The sequence below is a fragment of the Rhizobium sp. CNPSo 3670 genome, from assembly GCF_057784555.1.
Genome location: NZ_JBXSOL010000028.1, coordinates 51,064 through 70,489 on the forward strand (window position 1 = coordinate 51,064; position 19,426 = coordinate 70,489).

Annotated in this window: 22 protein-coding genes; 13 read left to right on the forward strand and 9 right to left on the reverse strand. The window is 60.8% G+C overall.

Annotated elements, in window-relative coordinates; all coding sequences use genetic code 11:
• Positions 1-74: 74 nt before the first annotated feature.
• From pal to ybgC, 6 genes are all read right to left on the reverse strand, one after another.
• Positions 75-611 (reverse strand): peptidoglycan-associated lipoprotein Pal, encoded by a 537-nt coding sequence (gene pal, locus AC13QO_RS24035; RefSeq protein ID WP_011426686.1) that lies wholly within the window; start codon positions 609-611, stop codon positions 75-77.
• 152 nt (positions 612-763) lie between these two features.
• Positions 764-2,074 carry a Tol-Pal system beta propeller repeat protein TolB gene (gene tolB / locus AC13QO_RS24040; protein WP_221157189.1) on the reverse strand — a complete coding sequence of 437 codons (1,311 nt, stop codon included), beginning with the start codon at positions 2,072-2,074 and terminating at the stop codon, positions 764-766.
• Positions 2,075-2,095: 21 nt separating this feature from the next.
• Positions 2,096-3,232, reverse strand: a complete 1,137-nt coding sequence (locus AC13QO_RS24045; RefSeq protein ID WP_488542065.1) for a cell envelope integrity TolA family protein — start codon at positions 3,230-3,232, stop codon at positions 2,096-2,098.
• Positions 3,233-3,240: 8 nt separating this feature from the next.
• The gene (gene tolR / locus AC13QO_RS24050; protein ID WP_488542066.1) at positions 3,241-3,696 is read right to left on the reverse strand and encodes a protein TolR; all 456 of its coding nucleotides are present in this window, start codon (positions 3,694-3,696) and stop codon (positions 3,241-3,243) included.
• An 18-nt stretch (positions 3,697-3,714) separates the two neighbouring features.
• Positions 3,715-4,434: a protein TolQ gene (gene tolQ, locus AC13QO_RS24055; RefSeq protein ID WP_004671617.1), complete on the reverse strand. Its 720-nt coding sequence runs from the start codon at positions 4,432-4,434 to the stop codon at positions 3,715-3,717.
• 363 nt (positions 4,435-4,797) lie between these two features.
• On the reverse strand, positions 4,798-5,253 hold the full coding sequence (ybgC, locus tag AC13QO_RS24060; protein WP_085779323.1) for a tol-pal system-associated acyl-CoA thioesterase: 456 nt from the start codon (positions 5,251-5,253) through the stop codon (positions 4,798-4,800).
• 162 nt (positions 5,254-5,415) lie between these two features.
• Here ybgC and AC13QO_RS24065 point away from each other — a divergent pair, with 162 nt between their 5' ends.
• The 6 genes from AC13QO_RS24065 (at position 5,416) to AC13QO_RS24090 (ending at position 11,242) form a co-directional block, all read left to right on the forward strand.
• A complete protein-coding gene (locus AC13QO_RS24065) occupies positions 5,416-6,636 on the forward strand; it encodes an NAD-dependent epimerase/dehydratase family protein (protein ID WP_285192652.1) in 1,221 nt (406 codons plus the stop codon).
• A gap of 373 nt (positions 6,637-7,009) precedes the next feature.
• Entirely contained in the window at positions 7,010-7,834 is an 825-nt protein-coding gene (locus AC13QO_RS24070; protein WP_488542067.1) for a glycosyltransferase, read from the forward strand.
• On the forward strand, positions 7,831-8,751 hold the full coding sequence (locus AC13QO_RS24075) for an NAD-dependent epimerase/dehydratase family protein (RefSeq protein ID WP_285192650.1): 921 nt from the start codon (positions 7,831-7,833) through the stop codon (positions 8,749-8,751). Before AC13QO_RS24070 ends, AC13QO_RS24075 begins: the two co-directional genes overlap by 4 nt.
• A gap of 131 nt (positions 8,752-8,882) precedes the next feature.
• Entirely contained in the window at positions 8,883-9,470 is a 588-nt protein-coding gene (locus AC13QO_RS24080) for a 5-formyltetrahydrofolate cyclo-ligase (RefSeq protein ID WP_285192649.1), read from the forward strand.
• 3 nt (positions 9,471-9,473) lie between these two features.
• Positions 9,474-10,298, forward strand: a complete 825-nt coding sequence (locus AC13QO_RS24085) for a TIGR00282 family metallophosphoesterase (protein ID WP_221112575.1) — start codon at positions 9,474-9,476, stop codon at positions 10,296-10,298.
• A gap of 101 nt (positions 10,299-10,399) precedes the next feature.
• A complete protein-coding gene (locus AC13QO_RS24090) occupies positions 10,400-11,242 on the forward strand; it encodes an MBL fold metallo-hydrolase (protein ID WP_488542068.1) in 843 nt (280 codons plus the stop codon).
• Positions 11,243-11,268: 26 nt separating this feature from the next.
• On the opposite strand, the gene AC13QO_RS24095 is transcribed toward AC13QO_RS24090, so the two are convergent.
• Positions 11,269-11,772 carry a pyridoxamine 5'-phosphate oxidase family protein gene (locus AC13QO_RS24095; RefSeq protein ID WP_097597327.1) on the reverse strand — a complete coding sequence of 168 codons (504 nt, stop codon included), beginning with the start codon at positions 11,770-11,772 and terminating at the stop codon, positions 11,269-11,271.
• A 138-nt stretch (positions 11,773-11,910) separates the two neighbouring features.
• Here AC13QO_RS24095 and AC13QO_RS24100 point away from each other — a divergent pair, with 138 nt between their 5' ends.
• Entirely contained in the window at positions 11,911-12,345 is a 435-nt protein-coding gene (locus tag AC13QO_RS24100; protein ID WP_488542069.1) for a DUF6636 domain-containing protein, read from the forward strand.
• 116 nt (positions 12,346-12,461) lie between these two features.
• On the forward strand, positions 12,462-13,208 hold the full coding sequence (locus AC13QO_RS24105) for a YebC/PmpR family DNA-binding transcriptional regulator (RefSeq protein ID WP_086082668.1): 747 nt from the start codon (positions 12,462-12,464) through the stop codon (positions 13,206-13,208).
• A gap of 74 nt (positions 13,209-13,282) precedes the next feature.
• Here the strand turns inward: AC13QO_RS24105 and AC13QO_RS24110 are convergent, their stop codons facing one another.
• Together AC13QO_RS24110 and AC13QO_RS24115 are read right to left on the reverse strand one after the other, a co-directional pair.
• Positions 13,283-14,284: an LLM class flavin-dependent oxidoreductase gene (locus AC13QO_RS24110; protein ID WP_488542070.1), complete on the reverse strand. Its 1,002-nt coding sequence runs from the start codon at positions 14,282-14,284 to the stop codon at positions 13,283-13,285.
• 123 nt (positions 14,285-14,407) lie between these two features.
• Entirely contained in the window at positions 14,408-16,723 is a 2,316-nt protein-coding gene (locus AC13QO_RS24115) for a methyl-accepting chemotaxis protein (RefSeq protein ID WP_488542071.1), read from the reverse strand.
• A 228-nt stretch (positions 16,724-16,951) separates the two neighbouring features.
• Between AC13QO_RS24115 and ruvC the strand changes: the two genes are divergently transcribed.
• The 5 genes from ruvC to ruvB all read left to right on the forward strand — a co-directional run.
• Entirely contained in the window at positions 16,952-17,461 is a 510-nt protein-coding gene (gene ruvC, locus AC13QO_RS24120; RefSeq protein WP_488542072.1) for a crossover junction endodeoxyribonuclease RuvC, read from the forward strand.
• Positions 17,462-17,515: 54 nt separating this feature from the next.
• Positions 17,516-17,779 (forward strand): AbrB/MazE/SpoVT family DNA-binding domain-containing protein, encoded by a 264-nt coding sequence (locus AC13QO_RS24125; protein WP_085779335.1) that lies wholly within the window; start codon positions 17,516-17,518, stop codon positions 17,777-17,779.
• On the forward strand, positions 17,760-18,176 hold the full coding sequence (locus tag AC13QO_RS24130) for a type II toxin-antitoxin system VapC family toxin (RefSeq protein WP_488542073.1): 417 nt from the start codon (positions 17,760-17,762) through the stop codon (positions 18,174-18,176). The genes AC13QO_RS24125 and AC13QO_RS24130 overlap by 20 nt, the downstream gene beginning before the upstream one ends.
• A gap of 13 nt (positions 18,177-18,189) precedes the next feature.
• The gene (gene ruvA / locus AC13QO_RS24135) at positions 18,190-18,804 is read left to right on the forward strand and encodes a Holliday junction branch migration protein RuvA (protein ID WP_488542074.1); all 615 of its coding nucleotides are present in this window, start codon (positions 18,190-18,192) and stop codon (positions 18,802-18,804) included.
• 82 nt (positions 18,805-18,886) lie between these two features.
• On the forward strand, positions 18,887-19,426 hold a 540-nt coding region (gene ruvB / locus AC13QO_RS24140), incomplete at its 3' end, for a Holliday junction branch migration DNA helicase RuvB (RefSeq protein WP_488542075.1).

Consider the following 19,426-nt stretch of genomic DNA (forward strand, 5'->3'; position numbering starts at 1 on the left):
GGCCAAAGTGTGGTCAAAAAGAAAGGCGGCCCGCTGCGGGACCGCCTTTGCGAAAACGAATTATATCCCGAAGATTACATGCCGGCGCCGCCGAGCACGGTGACCGCGCGGCGGTTCTGCGACCAGCAGGAAATATCGTCGCAGACGGCGACCGGACGTTCCTTGCCGTAGGAGATCGTCTTCATGCGCTGTGCCGGAACGCCGCGCGAAGCGAGGTAGTCCTTGGTGGCAGCAGCGCGACGGGCGCCGAGTGCGAGGTTGTATTCGCGGGTGCCGCGTTCGTCGGCATGGCCTTCAACGGTGATCTGGTAGTTCGGGTAACGACCGAGCCACTGTGCCTGACGGTCGAGCGTCTGAGCGGCATCGGCGCGGATCGACGTGGAGTCGGTATCGAAGAAGATGCGGTCACCGACATTGACCGTGAAGTCCTGGGTCGAGCCCGGCGTCGCGGCGCCTGCGCCGAGACCCATGTCGCCGGCGCTGTTCGGCATGCCGCCGTTCTTCTTGTTCGCGCAGCTTGCAAGCGCGAGACCGGCCAGAAGCGCGATCATGACAGGGTTGCGGGCGAAATTCTGCATACGGCTCATTGCCGGGGTATGAATTCGGCTCATGGCCGGTCTCCTTGCGAGTTCATCAGGGTTTCCGGACAGTAACCGCACTCGGTTAACCGCCCCTCAAAGATTATGGTTAACAGTTTACTGATTTGTCCCGTGTCGCCCGGTTTCCACGACTTTGAGGCGACATAAAGGCGGTGATGCACTCGCTACTCCAGCAGCGGCGACCAGGCCGGGTCGGAAGCATAGCTCGGCGTCTTGACCAGCTGCTCGTTATAACCAGTCAGATCAATCGAATAGAGTTGCGGGCCACCCGCGCCTGCCGCTTGGCGGAAGAACATCAGCACACGGCCGTTCGGCGCCCAGGTCGGGCCTTCATTGTGGAAGCCGGACGTCAGGATGCGCTCGCCCGAGCCATCTGGCTTCATCACGCCGATCGAGAACTTGCCGCCGGACTGTTTGGTGAAGGCGATGAGATCGCCGCGCGGCGACCAGACCGGCGTCGAATAGGAGCCGTCACCGAAGGAAATGCGGGTCTGGCCCGAGCCATCGGCGTTCATCACGTAGATCTGCGGCTTGCCGCCTCGGTCGCTTTCGAAGCTGATGCGGGCACCGTCAGGCGAATAGGAGGGCGAGGTGTCGATCGCCGCCGTCGAGGTCAGCCGCGTAGTCGTGCGCGAGCGCAGGTCCATCGTATAGATGTTGGAATTGCCTTCCTGCTGGAGGCTCATGATCACCTTCTGGCCATCAGGCGAAAAACGCGGCGAGAAGGTCATGCCGGGAAAGTTGCCAACGACTTCACGCTGCCCGGTTTCGAGCTGCAGCAGGTAGACGCGCGGCTGCTGGTTGGCAAAGGACATGTAGGTGACTTCCTGCCGGCTCGGCGAGAAGCGCGGCGTCAACACGAGATCGCTGCCGTCGGTCAGCGTCCGCACGTTGAAGCCGTCCTGATCCATGATCGCCAGCTGCCGCTTGCGCTGCTGCTTGGTGCCGGATTCGGAGACGAAGACCACGCGGGTGTCAAAATAGCCCTCTTCGCCGGTGATCTGCTTATAGATTGCATCGGCAATGATGTGGGCAACACGGCGCCAGTTCTCCGGCTGCGTGTAGAACTGCTGGCCGGTCATCTGCTGGCCAGCGAACGTGTCCCAGAGACGGAATTCGGCGCGAAGGCGGCCATCCGCTTCCTGCGTGACACGTCCGGTTACCAGCGCCTGGGCGTTGATGACCTTCCAATCTTCGAACCGCGGCGCGGCATCGGGATTGGAAATCTTCTCAATGAAGGCACTCTTGTTGATCGGCGCGAAGAGGCCGGAACGCTGCAGGTCGGCTGCAATCACCTGCGAGACCTGCGCGCCCATATCGCCCTGCAGGAAGTCCGTCACAGCAATCGGCAATGGCTGGACGTTGCCCTTGTTGATGTTAATCTCGACCAGCGCATTCGCCGGTGTCGCGAACGCAGCAATGGTCATGAGACCGGCAGCGACGGCGATCGCGCGGAAGAAAGAACATTTGTTCATGGAGTAAAAGCCTTTCAGCATTTAAATTCCCAGATCACTCGGGTCGAAGTTAACGACGACTTCGCTCCAGGCATCGTATTTGTCTTTTGGAAGGGAGGAGAAAGGTGCCGATTTCATGATGGCGCGATAGGCGCCGCCGGCGAGCGCCCGGCGCGTCGACTCGTTATCACCACCGACTGCCTCGACCTCCGGCTCGCCGACAATATTGCCATCCTGGTCGAGGTTCATGTGGACCTTGATGCGAACGTCGCTCATGCCTTCCATGCCGGGAATGACAGTCCAGTTGCCGGCGATGGCGCTCTTCAGGGCGTCCATCTCGCTCATGGAGAGCTTGGAACCGCCATTGCTCTTCTTGGCTCCCAGCGATGCCTCCTGCGTCGAGCGCTTGGCGCCGCCGGCGGAAGGGTCGGTTTTGTTCAGCAAGGCGGAAATCTCATCCGCATTGAAGTCGCTCTTCATCGACGAAGCCGATTTAGCGATTTCCTGCTTCTTGTCGGCCTTCTTCTTGTCCGTCGGCTTTTCGGCGGTCTTCGGCTCGTCCGCAGGCTTTTCCGGCAGTTTTTCCGCAGCCTTCTGCGGCTCGGGCGGCTTTACCTGCGGCTTGACAACAGGCGTCGGCACCTTATCCGGTAGCGCTTCCGCATCCGGCTTCGGCGGCTCTTCAGGCTTGGCCTGCTCTTCCGGCGGCTTTTCCTCCGGCTTCGGCGGCGTCATTTCGGCAGGCTTCGGCGGCGGAATAGAGGCGACCTCCTTCGGCTGCTCGACCTCAGTCTCTTCTTTGTTGACTTCCTTGACGTCGTTCGGCTTGGGATCGGTCTTCGGCTGTGGTTTCTCGCTCGAATTCGCCGCCGCAGCTTCCGTATTGCTCGGCTTCGCGTTCGGAACCGGCGGCGTCTTCAGGTCGACATTGTTGTCGCCGGCATTCTCGGCCGGCTGCGCGATCGGCGGCCGTGTCGTCGGCACGGGCGCTGACGTCTCCTTCTTCGGAGCTTTCTTGTCGCCCTGCTGCATCTGGGTGATCGATTCCACCGGCACGAGATCGACCGGCATCGCCTCGAAATCCTCGACCTTGAAGGACTCTGGCGCACTCAGCGACGCCATCGCCCAGGTGAGCACCAGGCAATGCAGAACAGCAGATGTGACGACGCTGGTCTTCATCTTGAACGCTATTGGTCCTTCTTCTGCTGCGTCACGAGGCCGATATTCTTGAAACCGGCCCCCTGGATGCGAGCCATGACGTCGGCGATGACACCATAAGGCGCCGTTGCGTCGCCGCGCACGAAGATGCGTTCATTGTAGCCGGTGGTCGCGATCGCCTCGAGCTTGGCGGCGATCTCGGCGGCCGGGATCGGAGTTTCCTGCAGGTAGACTTCGCCGTTGTTCTTGACTGAAATCGTGATCGGCTGCGTCTCGGAATTCAGCGCCTTGGCCTGCGTTTCCGGCAGGTCAATCGGCACGCCGACGGTCATCATCGGTGCCGCGACCATGAAGATGATCAAAAGCACGAGCATGACGTCGACAAGCGGCGTCACGTTGATTTCGGAGATCACGGCCTTGTTCCGACCGCCGCGACGGCGGCGTCCGCCGCCTCCGCCGCCATTGCCTCCAACAGCCATACCCATGTGAGAATACTCCGTTGGTTACTGCGCGGCAGCGCGGGGCTGCAGCTTCTCGTCGATCTGGCGCGAAAGGATGGCGGAGAATTCGTCCGCGAAACCCTCCATGCGCGCCGAGAGCTTGCCGGCATCGGCAGAGAACTTGTTGTAGGCGATGACGGCCGGAATAGCGGCGACGAGGCCGATCGCGGTGGCGAGCAATGCTTCAGCGATACCGGGTGCGACCACCGCGAGGTTCGTCGATTTCGAGCCAGCGATCGCCTGGAACGAGGTCATGATGCCGACGACCGTGCCGAAGAGGCCGATGAACGGGCCGGCTGAACCGATGGTGGCGAGTGATCCCAAACGGGCGCCGAGATATTCGGTTTCACGGGCGAGCGTCACGTCCATGGCGCGGTCGATACGCATCTGCAGGCCGATCGGCGAGCGGGCGCCGCGTTCGAAGGACTTCTTCCATTCGCGCATGGCCGCGACGAAAATCGACGCCAGGCCGGTATTGTTGCGTTCGGACAGCGAACGATAGAGCTCTTCCAGCGACTGGCCCGACCAGAAAACCTGCTCGAACTTATCGAACTGGCGCCGTGCGCGGCCATAGGCCAGATACTTGTCGATAACGATCGCCCACGTCCAGACCGAGGCCGCGATGAGCCCGAGCATGACGAGCTTGACGACGATGCCGGCCTGCATGAAAAGCGACCAGAGGCTGACGTCCGTCGTGGCTGCTGCCAATCCTACTTGTTCCATTGATCCAAAATCCCCGAATCCAAACGCCCGGCGCTGGACCGGGCGGCACAAAATGATCTCGCAAGAAGTGTCCGGGACCGCCGCCCAAAGCCCTGGTCAAGCTTCCAAGCTCTTCTTCCGCCTTCTTGCCGTCAAATTTGGTCAAAGGAAGGCGTGCACCGCACAAACTCCGACTTTCCCAGTAAGACACTATTATGGTTAATAGATCGTTAGTGCCGGACGATGACAGCAAGCCTGTGTTCGGAATGTTTTGTTCCATGGATTACTTGACCGGAGCATGGTCCGGCTGCCGAAAGAGCGCTCATCCTGCGGCGCGGGAATTCCTTCACATAAAGTTCAAGTTTTGACAAGGCCGATTCGGAACTACAGCGGCCGGCTGCCTTCCAGGAACTTTGCCGCCAGTGTTTCCGGCAGCCGCCGCGGCCGCCCCTTGGCGTTGATGACGGCGATGATCACCTTGGCTGCAATCAGCAGAGTTTCGCCTGACCGGATCTGCTGGTTGAGCACCATCTTGGCGCCTCCGGCCTTTTCAGTATGCGTCAGGATCGTCAGCACGTCATCCATGCGCGCGGGGCTCTTGAAGTCGATCTCCATGCGGTGGACGACGAAGACGAGGCCTTCTTCATCGGCGCTGACGAGCTCGCGCTGCTCGACGCCGAGGCAGCGCAGATAATCGGTGCGGCCGCGCTCGAGGAAATGCAGGTAACGGGCGTGATAGACGAGGCCGGAGAAATCCGTATCTTCATAATAGACCCGCTGAACGAGGCGATGCCCGGCCTCCGTCAGCTCTCCCGAAATGGAAAAAGGGCGTTCGGTCATAATTTTCTCCAAAGTGAGGTGCCCTCTTTGGCGCAACGCTTGCCGGCAGGCAAGCATTGAATGTTGGGCCGTCCGGCATTGAATGCGCCGCCGGCAGGCATTGAATGACTGTCATAATTCCTAACTATTCCCGATAATAGCGACCGATCAGGAGATGATGCGATGAAGATTGCGGTTATGGGCGGAGACGGTTTCATTGGTTGGCCCACCTCGCTCCACCTTTCCGATGCCGGTCACGACATCCATATCCTCGACAATCTCTCGCGCCGCTGGATAGACACCGAACTCGGCGTGCAGTCGCTCACCCCGATGGATTCGATCCAGGAGCGCACGCGCATCTGGCACGCAGAAACCGGACGCCGTATCCACTTCAATCTGATCGATCTCGCTAGGGATTACGAACTTCTGAAGAAATGGCTTTCGGAACACCGGCCGGACGCGATCATCCATTTTGCCGAACAGCGGGCCGCGCCCTATTCGATGAAGAGCGACCGCCACAAGAACTACACGGTCAACAACAATGTCAGTGCCACGCACAACCTCCTGAACGCGCTGACCGATCTCAATCTCGACGCCCACCTCATCCATCTCGGCACTATGGGCGTCTATGGCTATTCGACGGTCGGTGCAGCCATCCCCGAAGGCTATCTGCCGGTCGGCGTTGAAACCGTGGACGGCGAAACGGTCAGCCAGGAGATTCTCTACCCCTCTAATCCGGGCTCGATCTACCACATGACCAAGTGCCTGGATCAGCTTCTCTTCCAATTCTACGCCAAGAACGACGGCTTGCGGATCACCGACCTGCACCAAGGCATCGTCTGGGGCACGCATACCGAGCAGACGCGCCGCCACGCGCAGCTGATCAACCGTTTCGATTACGACGGCGATTACGGCACGGTGCTGAACCGTTTCCTCATTCAGGCAGCGATCGGTTATCCGCTGACGGTGCATGGCACCGGTGGGCAAACCCGCGCCTTCATCCACATCCAGGATTCGGTGCGCTGTATCGAGCTGGCGCTGAAGAACCCGCCCGCCCGCGGCGCCCGCGTTGAGATCTTCAATCAAATGACGGAAACCCACCGGGTGCGCGACCTGGCCGAGATGATCGCCAGGATGAGCGGCGCCAAGATTGCCTGGCTGCCGAACCCGCGCAAGGAGGCTGCCGAAAACGAGCTGATCGTCCGGAACGAAAAGTTCCTCGACCTTGGCCTTGAACCGACCACGCTGGAAGCCGGGCTGCTGGGCGAAATCGTCGACGTGGCGAAGAAATTCGCCTATCGCGTCGACCGCTCTCGCGTGCCGGCCGTCTCCGCCTGGACTAAAGACATTGCCGCGACGCTCAATCACGATCCGGAAGGCAAGCGGCTGAAGTCTGTGTCGTGAGCGCTGAGATGACGAACGCCAGAGGGTTATCGGCCAACCCGAAAACTCCCCCACATCACGTCAGTTCAACCAAGGGCCGGCATCTCATTTGGACTCGCCAAAGAGGAAAGGTCGCGGCTTGCTCCCACTTCTCCCCAGCGGGGGTCCAAAGGACGGGTCGAGACCCGCGGCTCGGCCCCGGGCGGTGGCCCGCAGGGGCCACACGGCACGCCATACATTGCCTTTTGCTCGCGCTCATAGCATTCGCTCCTGTCGTCGCTCACCCCCTCAACCGCCTGCCGGCACCTTCTCCCCGCTGGGGAGAAGAGACGCGTAGCAACGCCTTGCCGTCTCTCTTTCGCCGAAGCGAGATTTATCGGGGCAGTCAAATCCGATGAGCCGCTCGCCCGTCGTCGCCTACGTCACCCTCGTCACCAATGCTGACTACGCTATGGGCGCCACCGCCCTGGCGAAGTCGCTTCGCCGAACCGGTACCAATGCCGATATCGTCGTCCTGCACACCGGCGGCGTCGATGTGGCCGCCCTCGCTCCGCTGAACGCGCTCGGTTGCCAGCTCGTTGAGGTCGAGCACTTGCCGCTCTCCGATGCCTTCAACGAGCGCCACGCCCGCGGCCATCTCCACTCCGCCGCCCCCTTCACCAAAGGCCGCAAGCCGGAGTTCCATTCGCCGCTCGACAATTTCTGCAAGCTCAGGCTCTGGCAGCTGGTGAAGTATGAGCGCTGCGTCTTCATCGATGCCGACGCCCTGGTGCTGAAGAACGTCGACAGGCTCTTCCTCTATCCGGAATTTTCTGCCGCTCCCAACGTCTATGAAAGTCTCGCCGACTTTCGCCGCCTGAATTCCGGCGTCTTCGTCGCCACGCCGTCGCATGACACATTCGGGAAAATGCTCGAAAGGCTCGACAGGCCCGAGGCTTTCTGGCGACGCACCGACCAGACCTTTCTGCAGACGTTCTTCCCGGAATGGCACGGCCTACCGGTCTATTTCAACATGCTGCAATATGTATGGTTCACCATGCCGGAGCTTTGGGACTGGAAGAGCATTTCGATCGTGCACTATCAGTATGAAAAACCGTGGGAAAAGGATCATCCAAAGGCAAAACAACTACAACCATTGATCGACCTGTGGCACAATATACACGATCATGGCGACTTGCCTCAGATCACGGCGCTGGGAAATCCGGAAGGGACGGCATGAAAGTATTGGTATCCGGGGGAACGGGTCTCGTCGGCCGGTACGTCGTCGAGGAGCTGTTGGCCGCCGGCTATCAGGTGATTGTCGGCGGACGCCGGGCGCCGCTGCCGCGTTTCTTCTCTCGCCCGGTCGAGTTCGCAGCACTCTCCCTCGATTCCGACAAGGATCAGATCGACGTCTTCGACGACGCTTACTTCTTCGTGCACGCCGCCTTCAGCCATGTTCCCGGCAAATATCGCGGCGGCGAGGGCGACGATCCCGAGAGCTTCCACAGATTGAACCTCGACGGCACCGTCCGGCTCTTCGAAGCGGCCAAACGCGCCGGCACGCGCCGTTGCGTCTTCCTGTCCAGCCGCGCTGCCTATGGCGACCAACCGCCGGGAACCGAGCTTGTCGAAACGATGCTTCCAAAACCGGAGACGCTCTACGGCCAGGTGAAACTCGACGCCGAAGGCGCGCTCAGCCATCTCTCGACGCCGGGTTTTGCCGGCGTAAGCCTGAGGGCAACCGGTGTCTATGGCGATCTCCCACCGAACAAATGGGATGGCCTCGTCGCCGATTATCTCGCCGGCCGGCCGGTCGCTGCTCGCGCCGGGACGGAGGTTCATGGTCGCGACCTCGGCCGCGCGGTGCGGCTGATGCTGGAGACGGAAAGCACCCGCATCTCGGGCGAAGTCTTCAACATATCGGACATAACAGTCGACACGCACGACATTCTCGCGGCTATCCGCCGTGAAACGAGCTGTCCCCACGCTTTGCCGCCCCCCGCCGACAAGGCTGCCCTCAATCCGATGAACACGGCGAAAATCCGTGCGCTCGGCTGGCTGCCAGGTGGAGCTCCTCTGTTCGAGGAAACGATGCGGTGGCTGGCGGCCGCCTTGCCGGAGTCGCCGCGGCACGAATCTGCGCAGTATCGATAGGCATCCTCGTCTGACGATCGGTAACCGCACGGTGATACGACGTGAAACGGGTGCAGCCCTGTCGCCGCCGGCATTTGCATCGGGTCTCCAGCCGGCTATGCTCGGTTAGACCTCTCAATCCGGCAGATCGAATGACCGCAAAAGAACTGAAAGCGCAGCTGCGCAACGAACGGCTGGCCGCCCGCGACGCCATCGCTCCTGAAGAGCGCATCTCCAAAAGCCTTGCAATGGCCGATCACGCCGGCGAGGCGGTCGCCTTCGAGCCGGGCACGATCATCTCCGGCTTCCTGCCGATCCGGTCGGAGGCCGATCTCAGGCCGCTGATGTCGCGCTTTGCAGCACGCGGCGCGCGGCTCTGCGTGCCGGCGATCCTCGACAAGCAGACAATCGTCTTTCGCGAATTGGCGGAAGGCGCACCGCTTGTCGCTACCGGTTTCGGCACGGTCGGCCCAACCGAGCATGCAGCCGTTCTCGATCCCGAGATCATGCTGGTGCCGCTTTCGGCCTTCGATGTCAGAGGCCATCGCATCGGCTACGGCGCCGGCTACTACGACCGCGCCATCACCCGGCTCAGAGAGAAAGGCCTGCATCCCAAGCTGATCGGCATTGCATTCGACTGCCAGGAAGTGGCACATGTGCCCGACGAGCCGCATGACATAAGCCTGGATGCCATCCTGACAGAAAGCGGCCTTCGCTTTTTTGCCTCTTGGATTGGATAGGGAATGCGGCTGCTTTTTTTGGGTGACATGGTCGGCAAGACGGGACGCACGGCGGTCTGGGACCGCCTCCCCGGCCTGATCTCGGACCTCCGGCTCGATTTTGTCGTCGTCAACGGCGAGAATGCCGCCGGCGGTTTCGGCATCACCGAGGACATCTTTCTCGAAACGATCAATGCCGGCGCCGATGTGGTGACGACCGGCAATCACGTCTGGGACCAGAAGGAAGCCGTCGCCTTTGCCGGGCGGCACGATCAATTCCTGCGGCCGGCCAATTATCCGCAAGGCACGCCAGGGCGCGGCTCCGGCCTTTTCTATGCCAGGAACGGTGCGCGCGTGCTCGTTGCCAATGTCATGGGCCGCGTCTTCATGCATCCCGAACTCGACGACCCCTTCAAATCGGCGGAAGCGATCCTCGATGCCTGCCCGCTGAAAGAGCAGGCCGATGCAATCGTCTTCGATTTCCATGCAGAAGCGACCAGCGAGAAGCAATGCTTCGGCCATTTCGTCGACGGCCGCGCCAGTTTCGTCGTCGGCACCCACACCCATGTGCCGACCGCCGATGCGCAAATCCTGAACGGCGGCACCGCCTATATGTCGGATGCCGGCATGTGCGGCGACTACGACTCCTCCCTCGGCATGGACAAGGAGGAGCCGCTCAACCGCTTCATCTCCAAGATGCCGAAGGGCCGCATGGAGGCGGCAAGCGGCCCGGCGACGATCTGCGGCGTCGGCGTCGAGATTTCCGATGCCACCGGACTGGCCGAAAAGATCGCGCCGCTTCGGCTCGGGCCGCGTTTGTCCGAGACGGTGCCGGAGTTCTGGCGGTAATCCAGCCGCTCCAACACGCAATTGTGAGCATCGCGGCTCTGGACCGCTGCGACCTCATGACGCATCCTCCGCCGCTCAATGAAAGCGCCGGAGGAGGTGGCATGAAGCCGCATTATCTTATCCTCGCTATCACATGCCTGACGGCCTTCGCCGCATCAGATCCCGCCGAGGCACAGGAGCAGCGCCAGCGAGCCAGCCAATGCCACGTGATCGCCGAGAATATGCCCAGGGCGACCTTCGCCAGTTTCTCCGTCGCCCCGGCGCCGATGCCGGCTGTATCCGAAGGCGAGAATGTTAGATTCACCTATCTCGGCCATTCCACCTTCGAAATCGAGACACCCGGCGGCATCATTATCGCGACGGATTATAATGGCTGGTACAGGCCGGCGACGACCCCCGATGTCGTCACGATGAACAAGGCCCACACGACCCATTTCACCCTGACGCCTGAGCCCGACATCAAGCATGTGCTCCACGGCTGGAGCGACGTGCCGGGCGAGAAGGCCAGCATCAATCTCGTCGTCGGCGATGCCTATATCCGCAACGTCACGACCGATATCCGCTTCAGCTATGGCGGCGGGTCGCAGGAGGATGGAAACTCGATTTTCATCTTCGAGATTGCCGGTCTCTGCATCGGCCATCTCGGCCATCTGCACTACGAGCTGACGGATAGCCATTATACCGAAATCGGCCGCCTTGACGTCGTCATGGTGCCCGTCGACGGCGGCCTGACCATGGGCGCCGACAGCATGAGCCGCGTCATCAAGCGGCTACGCTCGTCGCTGATCTTGCCGATGCACCGCCGTGGCCCGCCGGTCAATGCCTTCGTCTCCATGTTCGGAAAGGACTTCGATATCACTTATGCGCCTGATGACAGCCTCACCGTTTCCATGCGCACGCTTCCCAGGAAACCGCTGATCTATGTGATGAAGGGCGTGCAGTAAAAGCCGGCCCCTCCAAACCTTGCTGATCAAGCAAATTGCAGGTGGCGTTTGACGCCGACCTCGGGCATCTTGTCATCGTCGAGATTGGCCTTGGCGATCTCCCAACCGAATTTTAGCGTGCTGCCTGTCGAAACCCATATCTCGGCATCATCGACATGGAGAGAAAGCATGGTGAGTTTCGGGTCTTTCTTGCCGCCGTCATACCAGGCCGCCACCATCGAACTCCAATATTCCTCGATCTTGGACGGGTCGGGGCGTACCTCGATTACGCCGGAAAGGCAGGCGTGATAATCGTGATCCTTGCCGATGACGCAGAAATGCGCGCGGCTACCGGGTTTGATGGCGCGAACGATGTCGGCGTCGGTTTTTGTGTAGAACCAGATCGTGTTGGTGGTGGGATCGGCATGCGGCGCCATCGGCTGCATGTGCATATCAAGCCCGGAAATTCCGAGCATGCCGGCATGAACACCGTTGACCTGATCCCAAAGCTGACGTGCTGGTTGCTCCCGCGCCTCGCTGAGACTTGCCATGACCGTTCCTTTCCGTTGGGTGGAGTTCGGTTGAAACGTCATCCTCCTGCCTTTGTTCCGTCCGCCAGCAGCGGGCGGCGCCGTCTTTTCAGCGCAGGGAAATATGCGATAGTGCACCTGACCGGCGGAGGATCAACAATGCGAGCAGGACATTCGATTCTGACTTTGATCTTCTGCGCAGCCTGTGCACCTGCCTGCTTTGCAGCGGAAAAGACGTTCAAACCCGACCAGAACGGTCAGATCGTCTTCGTCACGCCCACAAGAAATATCGGCTGTGTCTATACGCCAAAGGGCGGCGTCGAAATGTATGTGCCAGAAGACGGCGGGCCGGAACTTGCTTGCGATCGCATCGAGCCGCTCTACGTCCGCCTCATTCTCGGTGCGAGCGGCAAGGCCTATACCTTCAAGATGGTCGGAGACACCGCCTGCTGCAGCGACGAGCATGTGCTCGACTATGGAGATAGCTGGAAGGGCGGTCCTTATTCCTGCACCTCCGGCACCGAAGGGGTGCGCTGCCGACGGCAGGACGGGCATGGTTTCTTCGCTAGCCGCAAGCGGCTGAAAGTTGACTGAGTACGGCAGCAACCCCGTGCATCATGCGACGAATCCACTGCTTTTTCCTTGAACGGGTGCCGTTTCGCTCTTATAAGGCGGCCCATTCCGAACAATGAGACGTGAACAGGGGTGCCATGGCTGGCCATTCACAGTTTAAAAACATCATGCACCGCAAAGGCCGTCAGGATGCCGTGCGGTCGAAAATGTTCTCCAAGCTTGCGCGCGAAATCACCGTTGCCGCCAAGGCCGGCCTGCCCGACCCGACGATGAACGCCCGTCTTCGCCTGGCAATCCAGAACGCCAAGGCCCAGTCCATGCCGAAGGACAACATCGACCGCGCCATCAAGAAGGCAGCCGGCGCCGACGGCGAAAACTATGATGAAGTCCGCTACGAAGGCTATGGTCCGGGCGGCACGGCGATCATCGTCGAAGCCCTGACTGACAACCGCAACCGCACCGCCTCCAACGTCCGCTCGATCTTCACCAAGGCCGGCGGAGCTCTCGGTGAAACCGGTTCCGTTTCCTTCTCGTTCGATCATGTTGGCGAAATCACCTACAAACTTTCCGCAGGCGACGCCGACAAGGTAATGGAAGCCGCGATCGAAGCCGGCGCTGATGACGTCGAGACCGACGAAGAGGGCCATTACATCACCTGCGCTTTCGAAGCCCTTGGCGAAGTTTCGAAAGCCCTGGAGGCAAGCCTCGGCGAAGCCGAAACCGTCAAGGCTGTCTGGCGCGCCCAGAACAACGTGCCGGTGGACGAGGAAAAAGCACAGTCGCTGATGAAGCTCATCGATTCGCTCGAAGACGACGACGACGTGCAGAATGTCTATTCCAACTTCGAAGTCTCGGAAGAGGTTCTGGCCAAGCTCTCCGCCTGAGTTGCCGCACGATCAGCAATAGAAACCCGGCCTCTGCGCCGGGTATTCTGCTTTTTCGGGATGCTACCGTGATGCTACGCGGCGGTCCGCATGAAGTTTCCCAGACTGGCAAACAGTTCCACCGACCTCAGCCGCGCCTCGATGTCATGGATCGGCATCGAGATGATCACCTCCTCAGCCTGAGTCTCCCGGAGGAACTCCGTCAGCTTCGCCTCCGCCGTCGTCGGTGAGCCCACCACGGCATAACGCAGCGTGTGTTCGACGCTCATCTTTTCCATCGGCGACCAGAAGCCTTCCATATCAGTGACAGGGCGCGGAAACGGGCCGCGCACATTGCGGCGCAGGTTGACGAATTGCTGCTGGGCGGAGGTGAAATGATATTGGGCTTCCCCATCAGTTTGCGCCACCGCGCCCATGACGCCGACCATCACATAGGGCTTGTCGAGTGTTGCCGAAGGCTGGAAGCGATCTCGGTAGATCGCGATGGCCTCGAGCAGCATGTCGGGAGCGAAATGCGAAGCAAAGGCATAGGGAAGTCCCAACATGGCGGCAAGCTGGGCGCTGTAGAGGCTGGAGCCGAGCAGCCAGATCGGGATATGCGAACCATTGCCTGGGACCGCGAGGATCGCCTGGTTCTCGACCGGCGTGCCCAGCAGCTGCTGCAATTCCACCACGTCGTTCGGGAAGCTGTTCGCGCCGGCCTCGAGGTTGCGCCGCAACGCCTGTGCCGTGCGCATGTCCGTTCCCGGCGCCCGCCCGAGACCAAGATCGATGCGGCCGGGAAAGAGCGCCTCCAGCGTCCCGAACTGTTCGGCGATCACCAGCGGCGAATGATTGGGCAGCATGATGCCGCCGGAGCCGATGCGGATGCGTTTTGTCGCAGCCCCGACATGGCCGATGACAACGGCGGTCGCAGCACTGGCGATGCCCGGCATGCCATGATGCTCGGCGAGCCAGAAGCGCTTGTAACCGAACTCTTCAGCCTTCTGAGCCATCCGCGCCGAGCTTTCGAGCGACTGGCGCACGGTGCTGCCTTCGGCAATGGGAGAAAGGTCGAGTATGGAGAAGGGAACCATGGAAACCTGCCGGGCAGTTGAAGGATCCCGTCTATGTAGGTTGGCGCCCGCCCCATTCCAAACCATGCACGCAATCAAAGGGCCGCGCGAAGGCGGCTCTCGTCGAATATTGCAAGCGATGCCTCACCGGTGACGGCGCAACACATGCACCTCGGCGCTCGGTCTGTGGTGCCCCTGCGGCAGCGTGAAATTGCCGAGTTGGCGATCCATTTCCAGAGCTTCCGTCGCCAGGCGGTGGATCGCCGCCGTTGTCTCCTCGACCATTGAGGCGTTCTGCTGCGTCATCGCGTCGAGTTCGGCCACTGCATTGTTGATCTCGCGCAGCGTATTGGCTTCGTCGCGGGTCGATTCCATGATCTCGTTGATCTGGCCGTTGATCGCCTCTACATGGGCGCCGATGCCGGTAAGGGCAACGCCGGCCTTCTCGACCAGCGCGACACCGCTTTCGACCTCATGCGTGGACTTCTGCAGCAGGCTGGAGATCTCCTTTGCCGCACTCGATGAGCGCTGGGCGAGCTCCCGGACTTCCATGGCGACGACGGCAAAGCCCTTGCCCGATTCCCCCGCGCGGGCCGCTTCGACGCCAGCGTTCAGTGCCAGAAGATTGGTCTGGAAGGCGATGTCGTCGATAACCGATATGATGGTGTTGATCTGGCGCGATGAAGTCTGGATCGCCTCCATCGCCGCAATCGTCTCACGCATGATCTGGCTGGAGCCGGTCGTCTCCTTCTTGGCGTCTCGGGCGATACGCTCAGCCTGCTCTGCCCGCTCGATCTGACGGCGAACGGATTGGGTAATGGCGCTGATCGCATTCGCCGTCTCGGTGATCGACCCGGCCTGACGTTCGGTGCGCCCGGCAAGCTCGTCGGCGCCGGTGCGCATCTCCTCGGAGCCGGCACGCACCGCCATCGAGTTGCCGCCGATCGCCGTCATAGTTTCGCTGAGCGTTGCGAGCGCCTCGTTGAAATTGACGCGCAGGCTTTCGAGCTCGTTCGGGAAGCGGGTGTCGATCTGGTAGGCGAGATCGCCGCTTGCCAGATGATGCAGACCCTCGTCGAGCGCCTCCACCACCTGCTGCAGCGACTTCGCCTCGGCCTCCCGTTCTGCGAAATTCCGCTGGCGCTCCTGCTCGGCCTGCAGGCGTGTCTCTTCGCTCGCCGCTTCGAGTTCGCGGCCTTCGATCAGCGACTGCCGGAAGCGGGCAAGCGCTTTCGCCATCGTGCCGATCTCGTCCTTGCGGTTCAGGCTGCCGATCTCGCTGTCGAGCTTGCCGTCGGCGACATCGCGAGTCACACCAGCAAGCCGCGTTAGCGGCGAAAACAGGAAATTCGTGACGAGTCCGGTTGCGACCGCCATGACGACGAGCACACCCAAGCCAATCATCGTCAGCAAAGTGGCGATTTCGATCGAGCCGGCATTGAGCTCGCTGAGCAGCACGCTCTCGACCACGAGAAAGCGGTCGCCACGATAGTCGATACCGCGGACATAGGCACGGGCCGCGCCATCCGCCCTGTCAAAATCGGCCACGGTCATCGCGGAGCTGGCAAGCGCGTCCTTGATGAAGGTGAAGGGGGAGGCATCGAGCGTCGCCAGCTTACCGCCGGCATCAAGGGCGATAGCGGAGCCATCGCTGGAGACGATCGCAGCCCGCGCGGTGCTGCCCTGGACGATGCCCTTGGCAAGTATGCTCGAGATGATGTCGTCGCGCACCTTGAACAAGATAATGCCCTTGGCCGCTCCGAGCTTGACGATCGGCACGGCATAGAAGATCGCGGGCTTGCCGCTTGCCGCATCGACACGGAGGCCGGAGAAGCCCGTCGGTGCGGCGTCATCCGTCGCCTTGGCGGCATTCTCGATCGCCTTGGCGAAAGCGACGCCGGCGCCGGTTGTCTTCCAGGCGTCCGACTTCAGATTCTCCGCGAAGTCGTCGTCCTTCTTGTAGGAATAGAGTACGCTACCGTCGAGATCGGCGATCAGCAGATCGCTGAAAGCGGTGTTTTCGAGGTCACGGGCAACTTCGCCCTGCGTCTGCTCATGGTTTGAATAATAGAACCCGCTCGGCCCTTGCGGCTTCATCAGCTTCTCGCGCTGGTCGGCCGGGTTGGGATTGCCCGTGATAAAAACCTTCTTCAGCTCGGCGCGGGCATCCCCCGAAGTCTTCTGGATTGTCTTCCAGCCGCTCTTCAAGCTGGTGATCGACATCTGCAGCGCCTCGATGCGCGCGATGGAATTGGCTTGGTTCTCGAGCTGCGCCAGTTGGTCCTGCAGCATGTCGCCACGGAAGATCAGCACGCTCTCCTTGGCCTTCAGCGCCTGCTCGTCGGAGATGCGGCTGCTGGCGAAATAGGCGAGCACATCAATGACCGCGATCGACAGCACGGTCATCAGGATGAATGTGGCAATGACCTTGAAGGACAGGGATTGAAATCTCTGAGCCATATACGACGAACCCTCTGAACGGCGCCTGCCAGCCTGGGCGCGCGGCCGGCTGACCTCAACAGAATATCGGGGGCTTATTCTTGCGGAACGAAGCCCCACGCACATTCGACGAACAAGAATTCAGGCATCTCTTTTAATTCGCGGTAAATGGCGCATCCGAAAACAACGATGTTTTTGTTTTGTTCACATATCGATGGTACTTATTTTGCAATCGCTATAGGTTGAGCCATGCAAAATACGATTCGCATCATCGGTATCGATCCCGGTCTTCGTCGCACTGGCTGGGGAATTATCGACACATTAGGCAATTCCCTGAAATTCGTCGCCTCAGGCACGGTGACCTCCGATGGCGAGATGGATCTCGCCTCCCGCCTCTGCCAGTTGCACGATGGGTTGGCCGACATCGTCCATAGCTACCAGCCGGATGAAGCCGCCGTCGAACAGACCTTCGTCAACAAGGACGCGGTGGCGACCCTGAAGCTCGGCCAGGCCCGCGGAATCGCCATGCTAGTGCCGGCGCGCGCTGGATTGCCGGTTTCCGAATATGCCCCGAACGCGGTGAAGAAGGCGGTCATCGGTGTCGGTCACGGCGAAAAGCAGCAGATTCACATGATGTTGAAGATCCTGATGCCGAAGGTCGAATTCAAAGGTAACGACGCCGCCGACGCCTTGGCGATCGCAATTTGTCATGCTCACAATCGCGGCGGCCACGGGATGCGTCAAGCGCTGGCCGGATAATTCGTTCTTGACTTGTTCTTTTCTCCTGGTAAGTAATACCGCGGAGGTATTACCATGCGCGTGACCGAAAAAGGCCAGGTGACCATTCCCAAGGACATCAGGGATCGCTTGAAGATCGGCCCGGGATCCGAGGTCGATTTCATTGCGGATGAAAAGGGCGCCCGCCTCGTCGTTCTGTCCAGCCGCACGGAATCATCGCAGGACGATTTTGAATCCTGGCTCGGCAGCATGAGCGGTACTTTCGACACCAACGGCATGACCACCGATGAATTCATGGAATGGCTGAGGGGACCACGCGATGACCTCAGTCCTCGTTGATACGAACATCTTCATCGATATCTTCGGCCCGGACAATCCTTTCAGGCAATGGTCCGCACGCGCATTGAGCGCATTGCGCCCGGAATCACAATTCATCATGACACCCGTCGTCTGGGCGGAGCTGGCAAGCATGACCCCGCGCGAGGAAACTCTTGCGTTTCTGCTGTCACGGTTAAACCTGATCCGCGAGGCCCTGCCGTTTTCCGCCGCTTACCGGGCCGGCATGGCGCACGCACAGTACCGGAGGAGTGGCGGCCCGCGCGAGCGCACCCTGCCGGATTTTTTCATCGGTGCGCACGCCGTCGTTCGATCGCATCGTCTTCTGACACGCGATGGCGCGCGCTACCGCTGCTATTTCCCGGAATTGGACATTATTTCTCCCGAAACGCACCCTTGAGAGACCGCGACCCATGATCGGCAAGCTGAAAGGCACTATAGACGAGATCGGCGAAGACTACGTGCTCGTCGATGTGCACGGCGTCTGCTACGTCGCCTATTGCTCGGCCCGAACGCTGTCGAAGCTCGGCTCGGCCGGCGAGGCCTGCGTACTGTTCATAGAGACTTATGTTCGCGAGGATCAGCTGAAGCTCTTCGGCTTCATGACCGCATTGGAGCAGGAATGGTTCAACCTGCTGCAGAGCGTCCAGGGCGTCGGCGCCAAGGTGGCGCTCGCCGTGCTCTCGACGCTGACGCCGGGCGAGCTTGCCAATGCGATCGCCCTGCAGGACCGCGCCGCCGTCTCGCGCGCACCGGGCGTCGGCCCGAAAGTGGCGATGCGTCTCGTCACCGAACTGAAGAACCGGGCGCCGGCCTATGCTGGCGAGGCGATCAATATCGCCCTCAAACAGGAACTCGGCGAAGGCGTTGCCGCCGCACCCGTTGCCGATGCGGTTTCCGCGCTAACCAACCTCGGCTACAGCAGAGATCAGGCTGCGAATGCCGTCGCCTCGGCATTGAAAACGGCTGGCGAAGGCGCAGACAGCGCCAAGCTGATCAGGCTCGGATTGAAAGAACTGGCACGGTGACGACCGGAGAACCTAGGAATGGATGTCGAGGCAGCCGACTTTTGGTGTATTGCTGTAACAGGTTTCAAAACGGAATGAGAGCATGAGCGAGCCCGCCCGCCTGATATCGCCGGAAAAGCGGGGTGAAGACCTTGATGTCACCCTACGCCCGCAATCGCTGGACGAGTTCACCGGCCAGGCTGAGGCGCGCGCCAATCTCAAGATCTTCATCGAGGCGGCGAAGAACCGCGGCGAGGCACTGGATCATGTGCTGTTCGTCGGCCCGCCCGGCCTCGGCAAGACGACGCTGGCGCAGATCATGGCGAAGGAGCTCGGTGTCAACTTCCGATCGACATCCGGTCCTGTCATCGCCAAGGCCGGCGATCTCGCCGCCCTGCTTACCAACCTCGAGGAGCGCGACGTACTCTTCATCGACGAGATCCATCGCCTCAACCCCGCGGTCGAAGAAATCCTCTATCCCGCTATGGAGGATTTCCAACTGGACCTGATCATCGGTGAAGGCCCTGCCGCTCGCTCGGTGAAGATCGACCTCTCGAAATTCACGCTTGTCGCCGCCACTACCCGCCTCGGCCTGCTGACGACACCGCTGCGCGATCGTTTCGGCATCCCGGTACGGCTCAGC

Bases quoted from the DNA above. Each gene is read 5' to 3' on its own strand.
- pal (WP_011426686.1), bottom strand. From the start codon at position 611: ATGAGCCGAATTCATACCCCGGCAATGAGCCGTATGCAGAATTTCGCC.
- tolB (WP_221157189.1), bottom strand. From the start codon at position 2,074: ATGAACAAATGTTCTTTCTTCCGCGCGATCGCCGTCGCTGCCGGTCTC.
- AC13QO_RS24045 (WP_488542065.1), bottom strand. From the start codon at position 3,232: ATGAAGACCAGCGTCGTCACATCTGCTGTTCTGCATTGCCTGGTGCTC.
- tolR (WP_488542066.1), bottom strand. From the start codon at position 3,696: ATGGGTATGGCTGTTGGAGGCAATGGCGGCGGAGGCGGCGGACGCCGC.
- tolQ (WP_004671617.1), bottom strand. From the start codon at position 4,434: ATGGAACAAGTAGGATTGGCAGCAGCCACGACGGACGTCAGCCTCTGG.
- ybgC (WP_085779323.1), bottom strand. From the start codon at position 5,253: ATGACCGAACGCCCTTTTTCCATTTCGGGAGAGCTGACGGAGGCCGGG.
- AC13QO_RS24065 (WP_285192652.1), top strand. From the start codon at position 5,416: ATGAAGATTGCGGTTATGGGCGGAGACGGTTTCATTGGTTGGCCCACC.
- AC13QO_RS24070 (WP_488542067.1), top strand. From the start codon at position 7,010: ATGAGCCGCTCGCCCGTCGTCGCCTACGTCACCCTCGTCACCAATGCT.
- AC13QO_RS24075 (WP_285192650.1), top strand. From the start codon at position 7,831: ATGAAAGTATTGGTATCCGGGGGAACGGGTCTCGTCGGCCGGTACGTC.
- AC13QO_RS24080 (WP_285192649.1), top strand. From the start codon at position 8,883: ATGACCGCAAAAGAACTGAAAGCGCAGCTGCGCAACGAACGGCTGGCC.
- AC13QO_RS24085 (WP_221112575.1), top strand. From the start codon at position 9,474: ATGCGGCTGCTTTTTTTGGGTGACATGGTCGGCAAGACGGGACGCACG.
- AC13QO_RS24090 (WP_488542068.1), top strand. From the start codon at position 10,400: ATGAAGCCGCATTATCTTATCCTCGCTATCACATGCCTGACGGCCTTC.
- AC13QO_RS24095 (WP_097597327.1), bottom strand. From the start codon at position 11,772: ATGGCAAGTCTCAGCGAGGCGCGGGAGCAACCAGCACGTCAGCTTTGG.
- AC13QO_RS24100 (WP_488542069.1), top strand. From the start codon at position 11,911: ATGCGAGCAGGACATTCGATTCTGACTTTGATCTTCTGCGCAGCCTGT.
- AC13QO_RS24105 (WP_086082668.1), top strand. From the start codon at position 12,462: ATGGCTGGCCATTCACAGTTTAAAAACATCATGCACCGCAAAGGCCGT.
- AC13QO_RS24110 (WP_488542070.1), bottom strand. From the start codon at position 14,284: ATGGTTCCCTTCTCCATACTCGACCTTTCTCCCATTGCCGAAGGCAGC.
- AC13QO_RS24115 (WP_488542071.1), bottom strand. From the start codon at position 16,723: ATGGCTCAGAGATTTCAATCCCTGTCCTTCAAGGTCATTGCCACATTC.
- ruvC (WP_488542072.1), top strand. From the start codon at position 16,952: ATGCAAAATACGATTCGCATCATCGGTATCGATCCCGGTCTTCGTCGC.
- AC13QO_RS24125 (WP_085779335.1), top strand. From the start codon at position 17,516: ATGCGCGTGACCGAAAAAGGCCAGGTGACCATTCCCAAGGACATCAGG.
- AC13QO_RS24130 (WP_488542073.1), top strand. From the start codon at position 17,760: ATGACCTCAGTCCTCGTTGATACGAACATCTTCATCGATATCTTCGGC.
- ruvA (WP_488542074.1), top strand. From the start codon at position 18,190: ATGATCGGCAAGCTGAAAGGCACTATAGACGAGATCGGCGAAGACTAC.